This is a genomic window from Streptomyces dryopteridis (assembly GCF_049606955.1).
Classification (GTDB): Bacteria; Actinomycetota; Actinomycetes; order Streptomycetales; family Streptomycetaceae; genus Streptomyces.
Window position 1 is genome coordinate 1,421,253 of the sequence record NZ_CP187114.1, and the last position, 20,929, is coordinate 1,442,181.

16 protein-coding genes are annotated in these 20,929 nt (G+C 73.8%); 4 read left to right on the forward strand and 12 right to left on the reverse strand.

Going from position 1 to position 20,929, the window contains the following annotated elements; translation table 11 throughout:
* Positions 1–17 precede the first annotated feature (17 nt).
* Together ACN20G_RS32825 and ACN20G_RS32830 are read right to left on the reverse strand one after the other, a co-directional pair.
* The gene (locus ACN20G_RS32825; protein WP_424216885.1) at positions 18–1,367 is read right to left on the reverse strand and encodes a serine hydrolase domain-containing protein; all 1,350 of its coding nucleotides are present in this window, start codon (positions 1,365–1,367) and stop codon (positions 18–20) included.
* A 292-nt stretch (positions 1,368–1,659) separates the two neighbouring features.
* Positions 1,660–2,205 carry a hypothetical protein gene (locus tag ACN20G_RS32830; protein WP_424216886.1) on the reverse strand — a complete coding sequence of 182 codons (546 nt, stop codon included), beginning with the start codon at positions 2,203–2,205 and terminating at the stop codon, positions 1,660–1,662.
* Between the two features lie 194 nt (positions 2,206–2,399).
* Here ACN20G_RS32830 and ACN20G_RS32835 point away from each other — a divergent pair, with 194 nt between their 5' ends.
* Positions 2,400–2,831 carry a VOC family protein gene (locus ACN20G_RS32835; RefSeq protein WP_424216887.1) on the forward strand — a complete coding sequence of 144 codons (432 nt, stop codon included), beginning with the start codon at positions 2,400–2,402 and terminating at the stop codon, positions 2,829–2,831.
* A gap of 143 nt (positions 2,832–2,974) precedes the next feature.
* Here ACN20G_RS32835 and ACN20G_RS32840 read toward each other — a convergent pair whose 3' ends face one another.
* Positions 2,975–3,676 carry a malonate decarboxylase holo-ACP synthase gene (locus ACN20G_RS32840; protein WP_424216888.1) on the reverse strand — a complete coding sequence of 234 codons (702 nt, stop codon included), beginning with the start codon at positions 3,674–3,676 and terminating at the stop codon, positions 2,975–2,977.
* 760 nt (positions 3,677–4,436) lie between these two features.
* On the opposite strand from ACN20G_RS32840, the gene asnB reads away from it, so the two are divergent.
* A complete protein-coding gene (asnB, locus tag ACN20G_RS32845) occupies positions 4,437–6,284 on the forward strand; it encodes an asparagine synthase (glutamine-hydrolyzing) (protein ID WP_424216889.1) in 1,848 nt (615 codons plus the stop codon).
* 54 nt (positions 6,285–6,338) lie between these two features.
* On the opposite strand, the gene kdpC is transcribed toward asnB, so the two are convergent.
* From kdpC to kdpF, 4 genes are read right to left on the reverse strand one after another with little or no spacing between them, the layout of a single operon-like run.
* Positions 6,339–7,016, reverse strand: coding sequence for a K(+)-transporting ATPase subunit C (gene kdpC / locus ACN20G_RS32850; protein ID WP_424216890.1), 678 nt, complete (start codon positions 7,014–7,016; stop codon positions 6,339–6,341).
* Between the two features lie 20 nt (positions 7,017–7,036).
* Entirely contained in the window at positions 7,037–9,163 is a 2,127-nt protein-coding gene (gene kdpB, locus ACN20G_RS32855; RefSeq protein ID WP_424216891.1) for a potassium-transporting ATPase subunit KdpB, read from the reverse strand.
* The gene (gene kdpA / locus ACN20G_RS32860) at positions 9,160–10,824 is read right to left on the reverse strand and encodes a potassium-transporting ATPase subunit KdpA (RefSeq protein WP_424216892.1); all 1,665 of its coding nucleotides are present in this window, start codon (positions 10,822–10,824) and stop codon (positions 9,160–9,162) included. Before kdpA ends, kdpB begins: the two co-directional genes overlap by 4 nt.
* 4 nt (positions 10,825–10,828) lie before the next feature.
* Positions 10,829–10,918, reverse strand: coding sequence for a K(+)-transporting ATPase subunit F (gene kdpF / locus ACN20G_RS32865; RefSeq protein WP_424216893.1), 90 nt, complete (start codon positions 10,916–10,918; stop codon positions 10,829–10,831).
* 405 nt (positions 10,919–11,323) lie between these two features.
* Between kdpF and ACN20G_RS32870 the strand changes: the two genes are divergently transcribed.
* Complete coding sequence (locus tag ACN20G_RS32870; protein ID WP_424216894.1) at positions 11,324–14,761, forward strand: molybdopterin-dependent oxidoreductase; 3,438 nt, start codon at positions 11,324–11,326, stop codon at positions 14,759–14,761.
* A gap of 150 nt (positions 14,762–14,911) precedes the next feature.
* Here the strand turns inward: ACN20G_RS32870 and ACN20G_RS32875 are convergent, their stop codons facing one another.
* Positions 14,912–15,055 (reverse strand): hypothetical protein, encoded by a 144-nt coding sequence (locus ACN20G_RS32875; protein WP_424216895.1) that lies wholly within the window; start codon positions 15,053–15,055, stop codon positions 14,912–14,914.
* 84 nt (positions 15,056–15,139) lie between these two features.
* Positions 15,140–16,255, reverse strand: a complete 1,116-nt coding sequence (locus tag ACN20G_RS32880; protein ID WP_424216896.1) for a winged helix DNA-binding domain-containing protein — start codon at positions 16,253–16,255, stop codon at positions 15,140–15,142.
* A gap of 213 nt (positions 16,256–16,468) precedes the next feature.
* Here ACN20G_RS32880 and ACN20G_RS32885 point away from each other — a divergent pair, with 213 nt between their 5' ends.
* Positions 16,469–16,792 carry a hypothetical protein gene (locus ACN20G_RS32885; protein WP_424216897.1) on the forward strand — a complete coding sequence of 108 codons (324 nt, stop codon included), beginning with the start codon at positions 16,469–16,471 and terminating at the stop codon, positions 16,790–16,792.
* Positions 16,793–16,814: 22 nt separating this feature from the next.
* Here the strand turns inward: ACN20G_RS32885 and ACN20G_RS32890 are convergent, their stop codons facing one another.
* From ACN20G_RS32890 to ACN20G_RS32900, 3 genes are all read right to left on the reverse strand, one after another.
* Complete coding sequence (locus tag ACN20G_RS32890; protein ID WP_424217430.1) at positions 16,815–18,782, reverse strand: MDR family MFS transporter; 1,968 nt, start codon at positions 18,780–18,782, stop codon at positions 16,815–16,817.
* A 199-nt stretch (positions 18,783–18,981) separates the two neighbouring features.
* Complete coding sequence (locus ACN20G_RS32895) at positions 18,982–19,680, reverse strand: hypothetical protein (protein ID WP_424216898.1); 699 nt, start codon at positions 19,678–19,680, stop codon at positions 18,982–18,984.
* A gap of 153 nt (positions 19,681–19,833) precedes the next feature.
* Complete coding sequence (locus ACN20G_RS32900; RefSeq protein WP_424216899.1) at positions 19,834–20,649, reverse strand: M24 family metallopeptidase; 816 nt, start codon at positions 20,647–20,649, stop codon at positions 19,834–19,836.
* Between the last annotated feature and the right edge of the window lie 280 nt (positions 20,650–20,929).

Here is a 20,929-nt window from a genome sequence, read left to right on the forward strand (position 1 = left end):
CGAGGGGCGGGTCTTCGTCAGCCTCGTTCGGCCGGCAGGTCGCGCTCCGCCGGACGGGCCATCGCCCCACCCGGCCACTGCGTCCCGTTCGTCGCACCAGTCGCACCAGTCGCACCCGTCGCACCCGTCGCACCCGTCGACGGCGCCGCCGAACGGGCCGCGGACTTGGCGGCCGGCGCGGGCTTCTTGCCGCAGAACGCCGCCTCCAGCGTGCCGCCGAGCGCCGTGTTCGCCGAGCCCCGGTTCGAGGTGCTCGCCATCGCCGACAGGCTCCGCTTGCCGTCGCGGGTCGAGAACGCGTACGTGTAGTAGCCCTGCACGGTGCCCGTGTGCCCGAACACCCGCACCCCGCACGACAGGTCGTAACGCCGCAGGCCCAGCCCGTAGAAGCGGGTGTTCGTGGCGTCGGTCGGGGTGACCGTCGTCATCTCCTCCAGCATCTTCGGCTTCAGCAGCCGGCCCTTCATCAGGGCGCTGGTGAACGTGTTCAGGTCGGCGGGGGAGGAGATCACGGCGCCGGCCCCCTGCGCCCACGACACGGTCTGTTCGGTGGAGTCCACCAGCGGCGCGCCCGCCTCGTCCGGGTGCAGCCGGCCGCGCACGTGCTGCCCGCGGATCTCCGTCCTCGGGTGCACGTACGAGGTGTCGCGCAGCTTCAGCGGGCCGAACACGCGCTTCTGGTACGCCTCGGCGAGCGGACGGCCGGTCAGCTTCTCGATCAGCATCCCGACCACCACGAAGTTGGTGTTCGAGTACGAGTAGGCCGCGCCGGGCGCGCCCGTGCGGGGTTCGGCCAGGGACAGGGCCACCAGCTCGCGCGGGTCGAAGACGCGGTTGCGGACCGCCTCGAAGCCGGGCACCGTCTTGTCGAACATCGCGTTGGTGTAGTCCGACAGGCCGCTGCGGTGGGTGAGCAGGTGACGGACCGTGATGCGGGCGTCGGGCAGCAGCTTCGGCAGGTACGTGTTCACCGGACGGTCGAGTTCCAGCCGGCCCTCCTGCGCCAACTGGAGCAGCACCACGGTGCTGAACGTCTTGCTGACGCTGCCGATCCGGAACCGGGCGTCGATGTCCATGGGGGCGCCCGTGGCCGGGTCGAGGGTGCCCTCGGTGCGGCCGCGCACGCCCTCGGGGCCGGACCACCGGGCCATCGCGCCGGGCGCGCCTTGGGCCATGGCGGCCTTCAGCGCGGCCGTCACCCCGTCGAGGTCGGGCGCGGGGGCGGCGGGCGCGTCGACCTGCGCGGCAGTGGTCGTGGCGGTGGTCGCGGGGGCGGCGGCCGAGGCGGCGGTGGGGGTGAGTGCGCCGGCGAGCGCGGCGAGCACGGTGATGCTCAGGGTGAGGTGTCGGTGCGGCGGCTTGGGCACGAGGTTTCCTCGACTTCTGTCTCGACTCGAAAGGCAGGGGCGCGCGGCGACGATCGGCCACCGCCCGCCATGGATCATGAGTGCGGTGGATGCCGATCGGTTCCGGACACGGACGGCAACATGCGGAAGGATAGGGTCCGTTTGTCGGGAGTCGAGGAGGAGCGGGGACGGTACGCCGTCGGACAGGTGAGCGCGTCCACCGGGACGGCCGATGCCGGGGGCCTCGTGCGCGCGGGGCGCGTCGGGTCCGCGCCCGTGCGGGGGGCGGACGCCGAACGCGGTGCCGGCCGGCTCAGAGGCTCAGCGCACGGGCGTGGTTCAGCTGGGCCATGACCCAGGGGAAGGATCGTTCGTCGACCGCGGGGATCATCGTCTGGTGGTGCCGGCCGCCGCCCGCGACGGTGACCTGGATATAGCCCGTGGTGGTCTTCTCCTTCATCAGCAGGAACAGCAGCCCCAGCAGGCAGAAGACGAAGAAGACGACGGCCAGGACGACCGCGTGCGTGGGCATCCTGGTCTCGGTGCGGGAGAAGTCGACCGCGTTCCACGTGGCGCCGCGCAGCGGCATCGTGCCCGACGGGGTGATGATCTGATCGCCCACCACCGAGATGTCGCCGATCGCGAACGACGCGCCGCCGCCGCCCGCCGGGTACGACGGCGGTGGGGGCGGGGTCGGGGCGCCGTAGGGGCTCGTCTGCGCGGGCACGAGGGGGTGGCCGGCGCCGATGGTCGGCGGCTGGGCCGGGTACTCGGGGTACGGGCCGGGGTATCCATAGTGGGGCGAACCGCCCTCGGGCCGGCCGTCGTTGGCGTACGGGTTGGGATGTTGCTCGCTCATGTGGGCGATCCTGTCGGCACGGCGCCCCGTTGTCCACCGACCGGCCCCGCCACCGACCTGCCCTGCCACCGACCGGCCCCCGCGTGCGCGGTCCGGGGGCGCGCGGTGGGGCGACGCGCGGGAATGCCCGCGTGGTGTCCGGTCGGTGTGGCACGGTGGGCGTGGCCGGATCTCGCCCCCGTGAGGAGCCCTTCGTGAACTGGACCCTGGAAGTCGTGCCCCTGCCCGTCGCCGACGTCGACCGGGCCAAGGAGTTCTACGCCGAGAAGCTCGGCTTCACCGTCGACATCGACACCGAGGTCGGCCCCGGCATGAGGGTGGTCCAGCTGACCCCGCCGGGCTCGCGCTGTTCGGTCACCCTGCTCTCCGGGATGCCCCCGGCGCCCGGGCAGCGGGACATGGAGCCGGGGCAACTCCAGGGGCTTCAGCTGTGCGTGACGGACATCGAGGCGGCCCGGGCGGAGCTCGTGAAGGGCGGGGTGGAGGTGTCGCCGGTCCTGCGCGTGGGCGCGAACGGGTGGGAGGAGGGCAAGGGCGACACGTGGAACTCGTGGCTGTTCTTCGCCGATCCCGACGGCAACGGCTGGGTGGTGCAGGAGGCCCCGTCGGAACTCTCGCAGCGCTGACCGACCCTCCCGGACCCGCCGGACCCCCCGGACCCTCCCCGACCCGTCCCGTCCCTCTCCGGCCCCGACCGGTTCGATCACCCCTCGCCGTTCGCCGTTCGCCGTACCCGGCCCCGGTCGGTCCGTGCCGCGTGGAGCCCGGCTCAGCGGGTGAGGTGGGCGAGGGGGGCCGGTGGGGCGGGCGCGGTCGGGGAGGGGCGCGGGCCCGCGCCCGGGGCGAAGGGCCATACCGGGGCCGGGTCCGGGGCCCACGGGTCCGCGATCCGGCGCGGCCCGTCCGCCGTCCGGGCCGTCACGGGGAACGCGGCCCGCGCGAACTCGTCCGCCGACACCCCGCCCGCCGGCGTCTGCAACTGCGCGTTCACCCGCACCGGCAGGGCCTCCCGCAGTCGGGCCGACCACAGGCCGACCTCCGCCGGCGGTACCGGCCGGGGCACGTGCAGCACGAGGTCCAGGGCGCTGAGCGGTCCGGCGGCGGGCACCCGCGAGGCCAGTTCGAATCCGGCGTCGCCGCCCGGCCCCCACGAGGCCACCCACCGGGGGCGGTGCAGGGAGGCGAGCACGCGCACGGCCGCGAACACGGGCAGTTCGCGCGGCGCGGTCACCCGCACGAGGTCGCACGGGGTCCGCACGTCCGTCACGTCCTCCGCGAACACCGTGCCCGCGCACCGTTGGCCGGGGCCCGCGCCGCGCGCGGTGACGGCCAGGTGGCCGTGCGGGGCCCGGCCCCGGGAGACCACCACCCAGTCCACGCGCGCGGGGCGTTCCCGTCCGGGCGCGGGGTGGAAGGCGTCGGGGGCGCACAGGCGCACCAGGTCGTGGGGGCGGGGTCGGCCGCTGTTCACCGTCGCGCACCGCCCGTCGACCGGAGCGCGAGGGGCGCGAGGGCCGTGAGAGGCGCGAGGGGTGTCGGGGAGGGCGGCCGGCGGGTGGGGGAGGGGGCGGGTCCTCCGTCGTGATCGCCGATCGGAGCGGTGCCCATCCCAGGCCCTCCTTGCCGTGCCCTGCCGTGCGTGTGGTGCGTGTCGTGCGCGGGCGGCGCGGTCCTCGGGGGACGGGCGCGCGGCCCGTGGTCGGGGTGGTCGTGGACGGCGTGCGGCGGCGGCGCGCGCGGGGCGCGTCGTCGAAGGGGCCGTCCGGGCCGCCTCGGCCCTCCCCACCCTAGGCCCGTCCCGCCGGCCTTCCCGCCGCCGTTGGGCCCCTCCCGACGGGTCTTCGGCCCGGTCCCTCCGCCCTGCGGGGCGGGGGCCCCGGATTACCTTCGGGTTTCGGTGTCGTTGCCTTCGTTTTACGGGGCTTGGACGAAGTTTTGCCCGCTGTCCGAAAGTCGGGTGGTGTCGGCGGGGCCGTGTGTCCGGGGGCTGGGGAGGGGCGGGTCCGGTCGGGGGGCGGGGTGGGCAATGGGGACGTCAAACGCGGCCGAAACGCGCCGCCGGGGGGCTTCCCGGGGCTCTTGGGAGCGGTTTTCGCCCTCCGGGAAAGGTTGACCGAGGCGACCGGTCGGCGCAGGCTGCAGATGTAGGTGTCGTATACAACTACGTCCCCTCCGGCACACCCCACCCCACCTCTCCCCGCCCTCTCCACCACACCTCGCGGAGGCTCCCCATGTGCGGCATATCCGGCTGGATCTCCTTCTCCCGGGACCTCGGGGCCCCGGACGCGGTCGAGCAGCTCCGGGCCATGAACGAGACGATGGCCTGTCGCGGCCCCGACGACCACGGCGTCTGGGCCCAGGGCCCGGCCGCGCTCGGGCACCGCCGGCTCGCCATCATCGACCTCCCCGGCGGCCGGCAGCCCATGACCGCCGAGACCCCCGACGGGCCCGTCACCCTCGTCTACTCCGGCGAGGTCTACAACCACGTCGAACTGCGTGCCGAACTCGCCGCCCGGGGCCACCGGTTCACGACCTCCTCCGACACCGAGGTGGTCCTCAGGGGCTGGCTGGAATGGGGCGCCGAGCTCCCCGCCCGCCTCAACGGCATGTACGCCTTCGCCGTCTGGGACGCCCGCGTCGGCAGCCTCACCCTCGTCCGCGACCGGATGGGCGTCAAACCCCTCTACCGGTACGACACCCCCGACGGGGTCCTCTTCGGCTCCGAACCCAAGGCCGTCCTCGCGCATCCCCTCGCCCGCCGCAGGGTCACCGCGGACGGCCTGCGCGAGCTGTTCACCATGGTCAAGACCCCCGGTCACGCCGTCTGGGACGGCATGCGCGAGGTGGAACCCGGCACCCTCGTCACCGTCGACCGCACCGGCAGCCGCGTCCGCCGCTACTGGGCGCTGGAGAGCCGCCCGCACGAGGACGACCGGGACGCCACGATCGCGCACGTCCGCGAGCTGCTCGACGACATCGTCACCCGCCAGCTGATCTCCGACGTGCCCCTGTGCACCCTGCTCTCCGGGGGCCTGGACTCCTCCGCGATGACCGCGCTCGCCGCCCGGCGCCAGGCCGCGCACGGGGAACGGGTCCGCAGCTTCGCCGTCGACTTCGTCGGCCAGGCCGAGAACTTCGTGGCCGACGAGCTGCGCGGCACCCCCGACGCCCCCTTCGTGCACGACGTGGCCCGCTTCGCCGACACCGAGCACCAGGACATCGTCCTGGACTCCGCCGCCCTCGCCGATCCCGACCTGCGGGCCCGGGTGCTGCGCGCCCGTGACCTGCCCACCGGCTTCGGCGACATGGACGCCTCCCTGCACCTGCTGTTCGGCGCGATCCGCCGGCACTCCACCGTGGCCCTGTCCGGGGAGTCCGCCGACGAGGTCTTCGGCGGCTACCTCCAGTTCTTCGACGAGGAGGCCCGCGCCGGCGCGACCTTCCCGTGGCTGGTGCACATGGACGCCCGCTTCGGCAGCGACGGCGAGGTCCTCGCCCCCGACCTCACCGCCCGCCTCGACCTGGACGGATACACCCGCGACGCCCACGCGACGGCCGTCCGCGAGATCGTCCGGCCGGCCGGGGAGAGCGAGTTCGAGTACCGGATGCGGGTCATGTCCCACCTGCACCTGACCCGCTTCGTGCGGATCCTCCTCGACCGCAAGGACCGCGCGAGCATGGCCGTCGGCCTGGAGGTGCGCGTGCCGTTCTGCGACCACCGGCTCGTCGAGTACGTGCACAACACCCCGTGGGCGCTCAAGTCCTTCGACGGGCGCGAGAAGAGCCTGCTGCGCGAGGCCACCGCCGACGTGCTGCCGCGCTCCGTCTACGACCGGGTCAAGAGCCCCTACCCGTCCACGCAGGACCCGGGCTACGGTGCCGCGCTGCGGGCCCAGGCCGAGGACCTGCTGGCCAAGCCCGCGCACGACGTGTTCGGCCTCGTGGACCGGGCCGCCCTCACCCGCCTGGCCCGCTCGCCCCGCCCACTGACCACCCAGGCGGCCCGGCGCGGACTGGAACGGGCCCTGGACCTGGCGATGTGGCTGGACCTCTACCGCCCGGAGATCGTCACGGCCTGACCGGCACCGGCCGGGCTCGACGGCCTCGCCCGCCCGGCCCGCCCCGGGACCTCGTCAGTGTCCGGCGAGGTCCCGCAGGGCGGTGTTGAGTTCGAGCACGTTGACGGTGGGTTCCCCGAGGAAGCCGAGGGTGCGGCCGGTGGTGTGGTCGGCGACGAGCTTCTCCACGTGCGCGAGGTCGAGTTTGTTGCGTTCGGCGACGCGGCGGGTCTGGAGTTCGGCGTAGGCGGGGGAGATGTGGGGGTCGAGGCCGGAGCCGGAGGAGGTGACGGCGTCGGCCGGTACGTCCTGGGGGCGGATCTCGTGGCCGGGGGTGGAGTTGTCGGCGATGACGGCGGCCTTGGCGGCGTTCACCGACTCGACCAGCTTCGGGTTGTCGCCCGCGAGGTTCGTCGCGCCGGAGACGAGCAGCGAGTGCCCGGTGTTGATCGTGTTCGTCGTCAGGCCCGCGGACGGGCGGGGCTGGAAGAAGCGCAGGTCGGGGCGGGGGGCCTCGTTCGGGTCGCCCGGGTCGCGCTTCGGGAGGTCGTAGCGCTGCCCGACGAGGGCGGAGCCGACCACCTTCCCGTGCGCGTCGGTGACCTCCGAGCCGTTGGCCCTGCCGGGGAAGAGGCCCTGGGCGATGCCCGTGACGGCGAGCGGGTACAGCACCCCGCAGACGAGGGTCAGGACCAGCAGGGCGCGCAGGGCGGCGGTCAGCAGTCGGGTGGTGGAGAGCAGGGTCGTGTTCATGGCGTCAGCGCGTCCTGGTCCTAGGAGAGCCCGGGGATGAGGGAGAGGAGCATGTCGATCAGCTTGATGCCGACGAAGGGGGCGATCAGGCCGCCGAGCCCGTACAGGCCGAGGTTGCGGCGGAGCATGGCGTCCGCGCCGCCGGGCGTGTAGCGCACGCCCTTCAGGGCCAGGGGCACGAGGGCGATGATGATCAGCGCGTTGAAGATGACGGCGGAGAGGATCGCGGACTCGGGCGAGGACAGCCGCATGATGTTGAGGGTGTCCAGGCCGGGGTAGGCGACGGCGAACATGGCCGGGATGATCGCGAAGTACTTCGCCACGTCGTTGGCGATGGAGAACGTGGTCAACGCGCCCCGCGTGATCAGCAACTGCTTGCCGATCGCGACGATCTCGATGAGTTTCGTCGGGTCGGAGTCGAGGTCGACCATGTTGCCGGCCTCTTTGGCGGCGGAGGTGCCGGTGTTCATGGCGACGCCCACGTCGGCCTGGGCGAGGGCGGGGGCGTCGTTGGTGCCGTCGCCGGTCATCGCGACGAGTTTCCCGCCGGCCTGCTCCCGCTTGATCAGGGCCATCTTGTCCTCGGGGGTGGCCTCGGCGAGGAAGTCGTCGACACCGGCCTCCTCCGCGATGGCCTTCGCGGTCAACGGGTTGTCGCCGGTGATCATCACGGTCTTGATGCCCATGCGCCGCAGCTCCTCGAAACGCTCGCGCATGCCCTCCTTGACCACGTCCTTGAGGTGGATCACGCCGAGCACCCGGGCCCCGTCCGCGTCCTCCACGGCCACCAGCAGCGGGGTGCCGCCGGCCTCGGAGATCCGGTCGGCGAGGTCGGCGGCGTCCTCGGCCACGTGCCCGCCCCGTTCGGCCACCCACGTCATGACCGACCCGCTCGCGCCCTTGCGGACCTTGCGGCCGTCCACGTCCACGCCCGACATGCGGGTCTGCGCCGTGAACTCGACCCACTCCGCGCCCACCAGGTCCGCGCGGTCCCGGGCGGGAAGGCCCAGGGACTCGACGGCCAAGGTGACCACGGAACGGCCCTCGGGAGTCTCGTCCGCGAGGGAGGAGAGCTGCGCGGCCCGCGCCAGTTCGGCCTCGTTCACCCCCGAGACGGGCACGAACTCGCTCGCGCGCCGGTTTCCGTAGGTGATGGTGCCGGTCTTGTCGAGCAGCAGCGTGGACACGTCCCCGGCCGCCTCCACGGCGCGCCCCGACATCGCGAGCACGTTGCGCTGCACGAGCCGGTCCATGCCCGCGATCCCGATCGCGGACAGCAACGCCCCGATCGTGGTCGGGATCAGGCAGACCAGCAGCGCCGTCAACACGATCATCGAGGTCTGGGCATCGGCCCCCGCGTACACCGCGAACGGCTTCAGGGTCACCACGGCCAGCAGGAACACCACCGTCAGCGAGGCCAGCAGGATGTTCAGCGCGATCTCGTTCGGCGTCTTCTGCCGCGCGGCCCCCTCGACCAGGCCGATCATCCGGTCGATGAAGGTCTCACCGGGCTTGGTGGTGATCCGCACGACGATCCGGTCCGAGAGCACCCGGGTGCCGCCCGTCACCGCGCACCGGTCGCCGCCGGACTCGCGGATCACGGGCGCGGACTCGCCGGTGATCGCGGACTCGTCCACCGAGGCCACGCCCTCGACCACGTCCCCGTCGCCCGGGATCACGTCCCCGGCCTCACAGACCACCAGGTCCCCGACCCGCAGCAGCGCGCCCGACACCGACTCCTCGGCCTCGCCCTCCCCGGTCAGCCGGCGGGCGACGGAGTCGGTCTTGGCCTTGCGCAGGGTGTCGGCCTGGGCCTTGCCCCGGCCCTCGGCCACCGCCTCCGCGAGGTTCGCGAAGATCGTCGTCAACCACAGCCAGCCCGTGATGGCCCAACCGAACCCGTCGCCGGGGTGGCGTATCGCCAGGCCGGTGGTGACCACCGAACCGATCAACACCACGAACATCACCGGCGACTTGACCATCACCCGGGGGTCGAGCTTGCGCAGCGCGTCCGGGATGGAGGTGAGCAGCTGCCACGCGTCGAACAGCCCGGCGCCGGCCCGGCCCGCGGTGGGCTCCGCGGGGCTCGCGGCGTGCTCCCCGTGCGCGGCGGGCGTGGGGGTGGGGGTGGGGGTGATGGTGCTCATTTCGCGAGCCCTTCGGCGAGCGGTCCCAGCGCGAGGGCCGGGAAGTAGGTGAGTCCGGTGACGATGAGGATCGAGCCGACGAGCAGGCCGCCGAACAGCGGCTTGTCGGTGCGCAGGGTGCCGGCCGTCACGGGCACCGGCGTCTGCTCGGCCAGGGAACCGGCCAGTGCCAGCACGAGCACCATGGGCAGGAAGCGGCCCAGGAGGATGGCGAGGCCGGTGGTGACGTTGTACCAGTCGGTGTTGGCGTTGAGACCGGCGAAGGCGGAGCCGTTGTTGTTGCCGGCGGAGGTGTACGCGTACAGGACCTCCGAGAAACCGTGCGCGCCGCCGTTGAGCATCGAGGCCCGGGCCGAGGGCAGGGCCATGGCCAGGGCGGTGAAGCCCAGCACCACGGCTGGGGTGACCAGGATGTACAGGGCCGCGAACTTGATCTCGCGGGTGCCGATCTTCTTGCCCAGGTACTCGGGGGTCCGGCCGACCATCAGGCCCGCGATGAACACCGCGATGATCGCCATGATCAGCATCCCGTACAGGCCCGAGCCCACGCCGCCGGGCGCGATCTCGCCGAGCTGCATGCCCAGCAGTTGGAGGCCGCCGCCGAGCCCGGTGTAGGAGGAGTGGAAGGAGTTGACGGCGCCGGTGGAGGTGAGGGTGGAGGCCACGGAGAAGAGCGCGGAGCCCGCGATCCCGAACCGGGTCTCCTTGCCCTCCATCGCCCCGCCGGCCGCCTGGAACGCCGCCCCGTGGTGCGCGTACTCCGTCCACGTCATCAGGCCGGTGAACGCGAGCCAGATCACGCCCATCACGCCCAGGATCGCCCAGCCCTGGCGCAGGTCGCCGACCATCCGGCCGAAGGTCCGCGTCAACGAGAACGGGATCACCAGGATCAGGAAGATCTCGAACAGGTTGGAGAAGGCGCTCGGATTCTCCAAGGGGTGGGCGGAGTTGGCGTTGAAGTACCCGCCGCCGTTGGTGCCCAGTTCCTTGATGACCTCCTGCGAGGCCACCGCCCCGCCGTTCCACTGCCGCGCGCCGCCCGCGAACTGCCCGACCTCGTGGATCCCGGCGAAGTTCTGGATCACGCCGCAGGCCACCAGGACCACGGCCCCGACCACTGCCAGCGGAAGCAGGATCCGGACGGTGCCGCGCACCAGGTCGGCCCAGAAATTGCCCAGCTCACCCGTCCGGGAACGGGCGAAACCGCGCACCAGGGCCACCGCCACGGCCATGCCGACGGCCGCCGACACGAAGTTCTGCACCGCCAGGCCGCCCGTCTGCACGAGGTGCCCCATGGTCTGCTCGCCGGCGTACGACTGCCAGTTCGTGTTCGCGACGAAGGACGCGGCCGTGTTGAACGCCTGCGCCGGCGAGACGGCCGCGAAGCCGAGGGAACCGGGCAGCACCCCCTGCAGCCGTTGCAGCCCGTACAGGAAGAGCACGCCCGCGGTGGAGAAGGCCAGCACCCCGCGCAGATAGGCGGGCCAGCGCATCTCCGCGTCCGGGTTCGCGCCGATCGCGCGGTAGATCCACCGCTCCGGCCGGTGGTGCCGCTCCGAGGAGTACACCTTGGCCATGTGGTCGCCCAGCGGGCGGTAGGACAGGGCGAGGGCGCCGATCAGGGCGACCCCTTGCAGCAGGCCCGCGATCCGGTCGTCCATGACCTCAGAACCTCTCCGGCTTGACGAGCGCCAGGACCAGGTATCCGAGCAGGGCGACGGCCACGAGAAGGCCGATCAGGTTCTCGACGCTCACAGCTTCGCCACCCCCCGGGCGACGAAGGCCACGAGCGCGAAGAACGCGAGCGTGGTGACGACGAAGGCCACGTCGACCATCGTGAATCTCCTGAAATCGAATGAGACGAGCGGTACGCACCCCGAAGGGGCCGCCACTCATCAGACGACCCCCGCGCCCCTCCACCCCGCCGTCCTGACGCCTCCCATACGCCGCCACCGACCGCCTTGTCGCGTTCTTGACGCCCCCCGACGGGGCCCGGGCCACCCGACCCCCCGCCGATCCGGAAACGGTACGTATCCGCAGGTCAAAGGGCCCGGCAGGTCAGGTCCTATGGCAGCGAAACGATCGATCAAACGGGCGTGCAATGGGAGGAGACAGGGGCGGTCCCCGAGCACCGTCCCGGCGCGTACGGAGGTCGAGGACGTGACGACGGCGGTGGAAAAGCACGGGTACTGCACGCTGTGCAAGTCCCGGTGCGGGGCGATCTACACCATCACGGACGGCAGGATCACGGGCGTCCGCCCCGATCCCGAGCACCCCACCGGCGCCGCGATGTGCCCCAAGGGCCGGGCCGTCGCCGAGATCGCGCACGGCACCGGCCGGCTCACCTCACCCCTGCGCCGCACCACCCCCAAGACCGACCCGGACCCCGGCTGGGAGGAGATCTCCTGGGACGAGGCCATGGCCGAGATCGCCGACCGGATCACCACGATCGCCGACGAGACCGGCCCCGAATCCGTCGCCTTCGCCGTCGCCACCCCCTCCGGCACGATGGTCTCCGACGCCACCGAGTGGATCGAACGCCTCATCCGCCTCTTCGGCAGCCCGAACACCGTCTACAGCGCCGAACTGTGCAACTGGCACAAGGACTTCGCGCACGCCTTCACCTTCGGCGCGCCCCTGCCGCCCCCCGACTACGCCCACACCTCCCTCGCCCTGCTGTGGGGCTTCAACCCCGCCAAGACCTGGCTCTCCCAGTCCGCGGCCCTCTCCGAGGCCCAGAGCCGGGGCGCCAAACTCGCCGTCGTCGACCCGCGCCGCTCCACCAGCGCCCTGCGCGCCGACCACTGGCTGCGGGTGCGCCCCGGCACCGACGCCGCGCTCGCCCTCGGCCTGGCCAACCTGCTCATCGAGACCGGCGGCCACGACGAGGAGTTCGTCCGCTCCTGGACCAACGGCCCGCTGCTCGTGCGCACCGACAACGGCCACTTCCTGCGCGCCGCCGAACTCCCCGTGCGCACCGCCCTGACCGGCGGGCCCGGCGACGGGGCCGAGGTCGAGGACGCGTTCGTGGTCTGGGACGAACGGATCTGCGGGGCCGCCCCCTACGACACCGCCCGCGCCGCCCACGACCCCGAGCGCTTCGCCCTGCGCGGCCGCTACCGGGTCCGGCTGCGCGACGGCGGCTCCGTGCACTGCGTCCCCGCCTTCGCCGAGTACGCCCGCGCCTGCGCCGCCTGGACCCCCGAACGCACCGCCGCCACCACCTGGATCCCCGAAGAGGAGATCCGGGCCCTGGCCGCCGAGATCGCCGCCTCCCCCGCCGTCACCTACTACGGCTGGACCGGCGTCGGCCAGAACGCCAACGCCTCCCAGACCGAACGCGCCCTGGCCACCCTCTACGCCCTCACCGGCTCCTGGGACGCCCCCGGCGGCAACCACCTCGCCCCCGCCCCCGCCTACCGGCCCGCCACCCACCCCGGCCAGTTCGCCCCCGAACAGCGCGCCAAGGCCCTCGGCCTCGACAAGCACCCCCTCGGCCCGCCCGCCACCGGCTACGTCAACGCCGGCGACCTGTGCACCGCCGTCGAGACCGGCCGCCCCTACCCCGTGCGCGCCCTCGTCGGCTTCGGCTCCAACCTCGTCGTCGCCCAACCCGACTCCGACCGCGTCGCCGCCGCCCTGCGCACCCTCGAATTCCAGGTCCACCTCGACCTCTTCCACAACCCCACCAGCACCACCGCCGACATCGTGCTGCCCGTCAACAGCGCCTGGGAACACGAGGCCCTCCGCTTCGGCTTCGAGATCGGCCCGCGCGCCCAGGAACAGGTGCAACTGCGGCCCCGCATGGTCGACCCGGTACCCGGCACCCGCTCCGACACCGAGGTCGTCTTCGACCTCGCCCGCCGGATCGGCCTCGGCGCCGAATTCTTCGACGGGGACATCGACGCGGCCTGGAACTGGCAGCTCGAACCCCTCGGCCTCACCACCGACGCCCTGCGCGCCACCCCCGGCGGGGTCCGCGTCCCGCGCCCCGAACAGCACCGCCGCCACGCCGCGCCCACCGGCGACGGCACCGTGGCCGGGTTCAACACCCCCACCCGCCGCGTCGAGCTCTACTCCGAACGCCTCGCCGACCACGGCTACCCGCCCGTCCCCGAACACCGGGACCCGGCCCCCGTCGACGCCGACCACCCCCTCGTGCTGACCTGCGCCAAACACGGGTACTTCGTGCACAGCCAGCACCGCGGCGTCAACGCCCTGCGGCGCCGCGCCGGCGACCCGAGCGTGGACCTGCACCCCGACACCGCCGCCGCGCACGGCGTCACCGAGGGCCAATGGGTGGAACTCACCACCCGCACCGGCACCATCCGCCTGCGCGCCCGCTTCGACGACTCCCTCCACCCCGGCGTCGTCATCGGCGAGTACGGCTGGTGGCAACAGGCCCCCGACCTCGCCCTGCCCGGAGCCGACCCCGCCTCCGCCGGCGGCAGCAACTACAACCGGCTCGTCGACCACAGCGACACCGACCCCCTCAGCGGCGCCGTCCCCCTGCGCGCCGCCGCCTGCCGGCTGAGCCCGGCACCCGCCGACGGCACCTGGACCGGCACCCGGCCCTTCACCGTCACCGCCCTCGACACCGTCACCCCCGGGGTCCGCGCCCTCACCCTCACCCCCCGCGACGGCCTCCCCCTCCCCGACTTCCGCCCCGGCCAACACCTCACCGTCCGCGCCGAACTCCCCGACGGCACCCCGGCCGACCCCGCCGACGCCCGCAGCTACTCCCTCACCGGCCCCGCCGTCGACCCCGACCGCACCGCCTACACCCTCGCCGTCCGACACGTGCCCGGCGGCGTCTTCTCCACCCACGTCCACCGGGACGCCCGCGTCGGCGACACCCTCCACGTCACCAACCCCGCCGGCACCTTCGCCGTCCCCACCGACACCGACCACCCCGTCGTCCTCATCGCCGGCGGCATCGGCATCACCCCCTTCCTCTCCCACCTCGAAACCCTCGCGGCCGGCGGCGGCACCGTCCCCGAGGTCGTCCTCCACTTCGGCAACCCCGACTCCACCGAACACCCCTTCCGCGACCGGCTCCGCGAACTGGCCGCCCGGATCCCCACGTTGCGGATCGTCGACCACTACGCGACCCCCACCCCCGCCGACACCGCCGCCGGCCTCCACGACCGCACCGGCTTCATCGGCGCCGCGGACATCGACGCGGACCTCATCGCCCGCCGCGCCCGCTTCTACCTGTGCGGCCCGCAGCCCATGCTCGACGCCGTCACCGAAGGGCTGCGGGCCCGGGGGGTGCCCCGGTTCGAGATCTTCAGCGAGGTCTTCCGCCCCGCCCGCCGGGAACTCGACATCCCCGACGACGCGGCCCACACCGTCACCTTCGCCCGCAGCGGACGCACCGCGATCTGGCGCAAGGGCGACGGCCCCCTCCTCGACCTCGGCGAACGCGCCGGCGTGCGGATGCCCAGCGGCTGCCGGGTCGGGCAGTGCGAGTCCTGCGCGTGCACGGTGCTGGCCGGCGAGGCCGCGCACCTGGTCACCCCGTCCGAGGACCTCCCGCCCGCCGACGTCCTCACGTGCAGCTCCGTCCCCACCACGGACCTCACCCTGGACGCCTGACCCCGGACGCCCGACCCCGCCCCGCGCGAGGGGGAGCGCGGGGACCGGAATTGCCGCCGCCTCCCCCGTTCGACGGACCCCACCCGGCGCGCCCTTCCCCCACCACGATCACCCGGATCCCGGACGGCGCCGACGCCCGACCCGTGCGGGCTACTTGATGACCTCCACCTTCTTGTCGCCCGCCGCCTTAGCGAAGGCCGGGGCGGACGCGCCCATGGCGGTGAGGGCGGCGGTGAGGAGGACGGCGAGGGCCGCGGCGGCGGCGCGGCGGCGGGTGGCGGTGATCGTGTGCACGGTTTCCCCCGGTGAGGTGTCGGTACCGGTGTCGGTGCCGGTGTCCGCAGCCTCTCACCGCCGGTCCGGGCCGGCAACGGGCCGTCACCGGTCGGCGAAGCGGACCTCGTCACCGGCCGCGTCGGAGAGGAACGCGGCGAGCGCCGAGCCCTCCGCCGCCACCGCCGCCCGCTCCGCGCGGCCCAGTGCCCCCAGCGGGCACACGGTCACCGCGCCGCCGTCCGCCGGCGCCGTCCACGTGGCCGCGACCCGGCCGTCGACGAGCACCACCCGTTCCCCGGCCACCGACAGGCCCCGGTGCTCGTCGTCGATGATCCGGCTCCGGTCCTGATAGCCCAGGATCGCGTTGTCGAACGCGGGCAGGAACCGCACCGGGGCCGGGGTGTCCGGATCCGGGCGGGGCGCGTCGGGCAGGTCCAGGAGCTCCCGGCCCCGGCCGTCGCGGAAGGACACCAGTTCCGGCCGGACCGCCTTGACCGCGCCCGGCAGCCCCGACAGCCCGCACCAGGCCCGCAGGTCCGCCGACGCGGCCGGTCCGTAGGCCGTCAGGTAGCGCAGGACCAGGCTCCGCCCGACGGCGTCCTCCGCGTCGGCCGCCCCCGCGTCGGCCGGCGGGTCCACCTCGCGGCCCAGCCACTGGGCCACCGGCAGGTTGCGGACCCCCGCCTTGTGCCGCCACAGCCCGCGCGGCGGGAGCTGCGCCATCGGGATCAGCGCGGCCACCAGCAGCTCCCCGAGCGGCCGGGTGGGCGGGGCGGGCATCCGCGCGCCGACCTCCCGGGCCAGCTCGGACATGGACCGCGCGGTCCCGTCGGCCAGCACGTCGAGGGCCCCGGCGCGCAGCGCGTCGAGGTCGGCGCCCGCGAGCTCCTCCCGGTAGGTGGCGAGGACCCGCTGCCGCAGCATCGCGTCGTGGCGGGAACGCCAGGCCAGGACGTCCTCGGCGGTCACGAGGTGGACGGTGCGGCGCATCAGGTGGGTGCGGACCACCCGCCGGTCGGTCAGCAGCCCGGACAGTTCGGCCGGGTCGAACCCCCGCAGCCGCGACCAGAGGCCGACGAACGGTTCCTGCGGTTCCTGGGCCTGGAGCCCGCACAGGTGCGAGACGGCCTCGCGCGCGGGGAGGGCGGCCCGTTCGAGGAGGAACTGACGGGCCAGACTCGCCCGGTTCAGGGCCCGCGCGGAGAGCAGGGCGCTCATCGGCCCGCCTCCCCGCGTCGGACCGTCACGGGGGTCATGGGGGGTGCGGGGGTCACGGGGCGGCTCCTCGTCCTCGTCTCGGCCGAATCCCCCCATCCTGCCGTCGATCGCGGACGGATCCGGTCCGCGATCGACGTGGGCGGGTCGCCGGCGCCGCGGCCGGGAAGGGTCCCGGGGAGGGGTCGGGCACGAGGGGACGGGTGGGGGAGCGCCATGGGATTCGTGGGTCAGGTGTGGCGACTGGAGCGGTCCGGGGAACCGCTCGGCGAGATCCTCGTCGACGAGGCCGAGTTCCCCTGGCTGCGCGGCCGGTTCCGGCCCGGCCCCGCCTTCGCCGAGGTGGCGCCCTGGTTCGCGCGCTCCCTCGCGGTCCTCGACGCCGGGGAGTACGGGCGCTTCGACGAGGAGTACGCCCCGATCGCCGCCACCCTCACCCTGCGGTCGCCGACCGGCCCGGCCGCCGAGTTCCTGCTCCACATCGAGGACGACCGCGCCTGGTTCCGCTGGAGCACCCACCCCCCGACCCCCCGCGCCTGAGGGCCCGCCGGTCCCGGAGCCCTCAGCGGGCTCCGGTGCTCGTGGGGGTGGGGAGGCCGTGGGAGAGGTCTTCCGCCATGAGGCGTTTGGCGATCGCGTCGGCCGCCGAGCGGAGTTCCGCGCTGCGCGGCCGGCCCCGGTCCCTCTCCAGCTCCGCGTTCAGCCAGTCCGACCAGGCGGTCCCGATCAGCTCCGCCTCCCGCGTCCCCGCCGGGGTCTGCTGGAGGAAGCGGTCGGTGCGGGTCAGGTAGCCCTCGCCGACGAGCCGGTCGAAGACCGGGGCGAGGACCTCCGGCGGCATCCGGCGGCGGCCCGCGATCAGGTTCAGGTTGGCGTGCCCCACCGCGCGGGTGCTCAGCTCCACCTGCATCAGCGCCCACGCCCCCGCCACGTCCAGCCGGGTGCCGGACGCGGTCACGATGGAGCGTCCGGTGTCGAGGTCCGCGCCGCGCACGATCCGCGCGATCGACGCCTCCAGCAGCCGCTGCGAGTCCGCGCCGGTCGGCTGCGCGAAGCCCTCGCCCAGGTCGGTGGAGGAGGAGCGGGCGGTGTCGCGGAGCTGCACTTGCTTGAGGAAGAGCGCGACCACGAACGCGATCGCCGCCACCGGCACCGTCCACAGGAACACCGTGTGCAGGCTGTCCGCGTACGCCCGCACGATCGGCCCCGCCGCCTCCGGCGCCAGCGCGTGCACCCCGGACGGGGACTTCGCGGCCGTCGCCAGTTCGGCCGGCGCCGTGCCCGTGGCCCGCGCGGCCTCCGTGATCCCCGAGGTCAGGTTCGGGCCGAGGGAGTTCGCGTACAGGGTCCCGAACACGGCCGTGCCGAAGGCGCTGCCCAGGGTGCGGAAGAAGGTCACGCCCGAGGTGGCCGTGCCCAGGTCCACGTAGTCCACCGTGTTCTGCACCGCGATCGTCAGCACCTGCATCGACAGGCCGATGCCGCAGCCCAGCACGAACATGTACAGCGACTCCAGCCAGATCGACACCTCCGGCCCCATCAGCGACAACAGCCACAGGCCCAGGCCCATCACGACCGAGCCCACGATCGGGAAGATCCGGTACGTGCCGGTCCGGCTCACCACGTTGCCGCTCAGGATCGAGCACAGCAGCAGCCCCGCCACCATCGGCAGGGTCCGCAGCCCCGACACCGTCGCCGAGTCCCCGTCCACGTACTGGAGGTAGGTGGGCAGGAAGGTCATCGCGCCCAGCATCGCGAAACCCACGATGAAACTGAGCACCGAGCACACCGCGAACACCGGATTCCCGAACAGCCGCATCGGCAGCATGGGCTCCTTCGCCCGGGTCTCCACCAGGCAGAACGCCGCCAGGGCCAGCACCCCGCCCGCGAACAGCCCAATGATCACCGGCGAGGACCACGCGTACTCGTTGCCGCCCCAACTCGTCGCCAGGATCAGGGCGCTCGCCCCGACCGACACCAACGCGATGCCCAGGTAGTCGATCACCGGCCGGACCGCCGAGCGCACCGACGGAATGGTCCGCGCCGCCGCCGCGACCACCACGATCGCGATCGGCACGTTCACGTAGAACGCCCACCGCCAGCTCAGGTGGTCGGTGAACAGCCCGCCCAGCAGCGGCCCGATCACCGTCGACACCCCGAACACGGCCCCGATCGCGCCCTGGTACTTGCCGCGTTCCCGCAGCGGGATCACGTCGGCGATCAGCGCCATCGAGGTCACCATCAGCCCGCCCGCGCCGATGCCCTGCACCCCGCGCCACGCGATCAACAGCCCCATGTTCGAGGACAGGCCGCACAGGAACGAGCCCACGATGAACACGATCGTCGAGACCTGGAAGATCAACTTGCGGCCGAACAGGTCACCGAACTTGCCCACCAGCACCGTGGCCACCGTCTCGGCCAACAGGTACGCGGTCACCACCCACGACATGTGCTCGGCGCCGCCGAGGTCCGAGACGATCGTCGGCAGCGCCGACCCGACGATCGTCTGGTCCAGCGCCGCCAACAACATGCCGAGCACGATGGTCCCGAAGACCACGTTGCGCCGGCGCACGTCGAGCACGGGCGGTGCGGACGGCCGGGAGGGCCCCGACGCGGGACGGGAGGCGGAGGTCTGGGTCGTCACCCTCGCAGCCTCACACCCCCGCCCGCGCCCCGCACCGCCGATTGCGCCGAACGAGCGCCCCCGCGACCGCCCCCGCGACCGCCCCTCACCAGCGGTCGGCGCGGTCCCGCTCCCCCCGGTCCCGCTCCCCGTGATGCCGCGACGTGCCCTCGCCGAACACCTCGGCCTCCGCCTTGCGCCGCGCCCGCCGCCCGTACGCCACGCCGTCCCAACGCTCCTCGCCGTCGCCCGCCGGCGCGCCGTCGTCGGCGTCGCGCTTGGGCCGCTTGGGCCAGATCGTGTACGTCAGGGCGATCACCGCGTGGATGCCCGCCACCCGCCACACCCCGTACTGCCACGACCGCAGCGCCGTCGTGTCACCCGCGTCCCCCACGAACCAGACCGCGCCCTGCAACAGCCCCCAGGCCACCACCGCCGCGATCAGCGTCCGCCCCCACAGCTTCCACTCGTGCACCGCCCGCTCCCGGCCGTACGACGAGCCCGGCGGCTTCGGCCCGCCCCCGAACCGGTACGCGGCGTGCCCGTCCAACCAGTCGATCGTGTACTTGCCGTACGCGACCGTGTACCCGATGTACGCCGCCGCCAGCCCGTGCCGCCAGCTCGGCTCGGCCCCGCCGCGCAGGTCGATCACGCTGACCACCAACAGGGTCAGCTCCAACAACGGCTCCAGCAGCAACACGGCGGCGCCCAGCCGGGGCATCCGGGCGACGTAGCGCAGGCCCAGGCCCAGCGCCAGCAACACCCAGAAGCCGACCTCACAGGCGATGATCAGGGCGACGACCACGACGTACTCCTCTCGGCGGGCCGCCCCGAGGACCCCCGGACGGCACCTCCCCAGCCTCGCCGAGCAGCCCCGCCCACCGCGTCGTCCCGCGTGACGATCCCGCCCGGCCCCCCACTGCATCCTTCGATGTAGCGCCCCGCGAACCGCACCCGCTCAGACCAGGTCGAGCAGGTCCCGGTGCACCCCGCCGAAACCGCCGTCGCGCGCCACCAGGTGCACGTCGAGCACCCAGTGCGCCCGCCGCCCCGCACCGTCCCGACACCGCAACGGCCCGTCGTTCTCCGGCCACAGGTACGCCCCCTCCGGCCCGCCCCCGTACGCCGGCTCCCCGACCAGATGCCCCACGTGCGGCCCGCCCAGCTCCCAACCGGCCTCCGCCGCCCGCGCCGCCACCACCTCGTACAGCCCGCGCCCCGTCAACCCCGGATCGCGCCGGTACGCCTCCCGGCCCGCCGCGTGCACCGCCGGCAGGTCCCGCAGCAGCGCGAGCCGCGCCGGGTTCGCCCCCAGCACGAAGGTCCGCGCGAACCCGCCCTCGTACGCCCCGAGCAGCCGCCCCAGGTCCACGCACACCACGTCCGACTCCGCGATCGGCCGGTCCGCCGCCGGCGCGCCGCCGTCGATCGTCACGGTGTCCGGGCCCGAACGCACCACCCACCGGGGCAACCCGACCGGCACGGGCACCGCCGGCGCCGCCGCGCCCGCCGCGTCGGGCGGGTCGGAGGGACGCGGCACCGGGGCGATCCGCCGGGGTCCGAGCAGCGCCGCCCCCAGGTCCCGTATCCGGTCCGACAACTCCCGCGCGCTCGTGCCCGCCACGACCAGCCCCCGGGCCGCGATCTCCGCGTACAGGCGCTCACCGGCCCGCCGCGCCTCGACGAGCGACAGCGCCCGCAGCTCGTCCTCCATCCGATCCACCGAAGAACCCATGGCCGTGCAGCCCCGCTTCCGCTCGCCGTACGTCGTCACGCCCCGGACGGGACGCCGGCGCCTCCCACCCCCGGCGACGCGGCGACCCCGAAGGGCGGCGGCGGGTCGCGGAGGATCGGGCGCGAGTGCGGCAGGACACCGGGCCGGCGGCCCACGCCGACGGCGCGACCGAACCACTCGCGCGAGCATCCTGCGCCCCCGACCCGGGCCCGCGCAACGTTTCGGACCGGGCCTTGTCACAACCACCATCCGCCGCCCCGGCCGGGCCCCCGGAACTCGGAGAACCCGACAAGCACGTTTGAGTCCGCCCTGCCCGGTC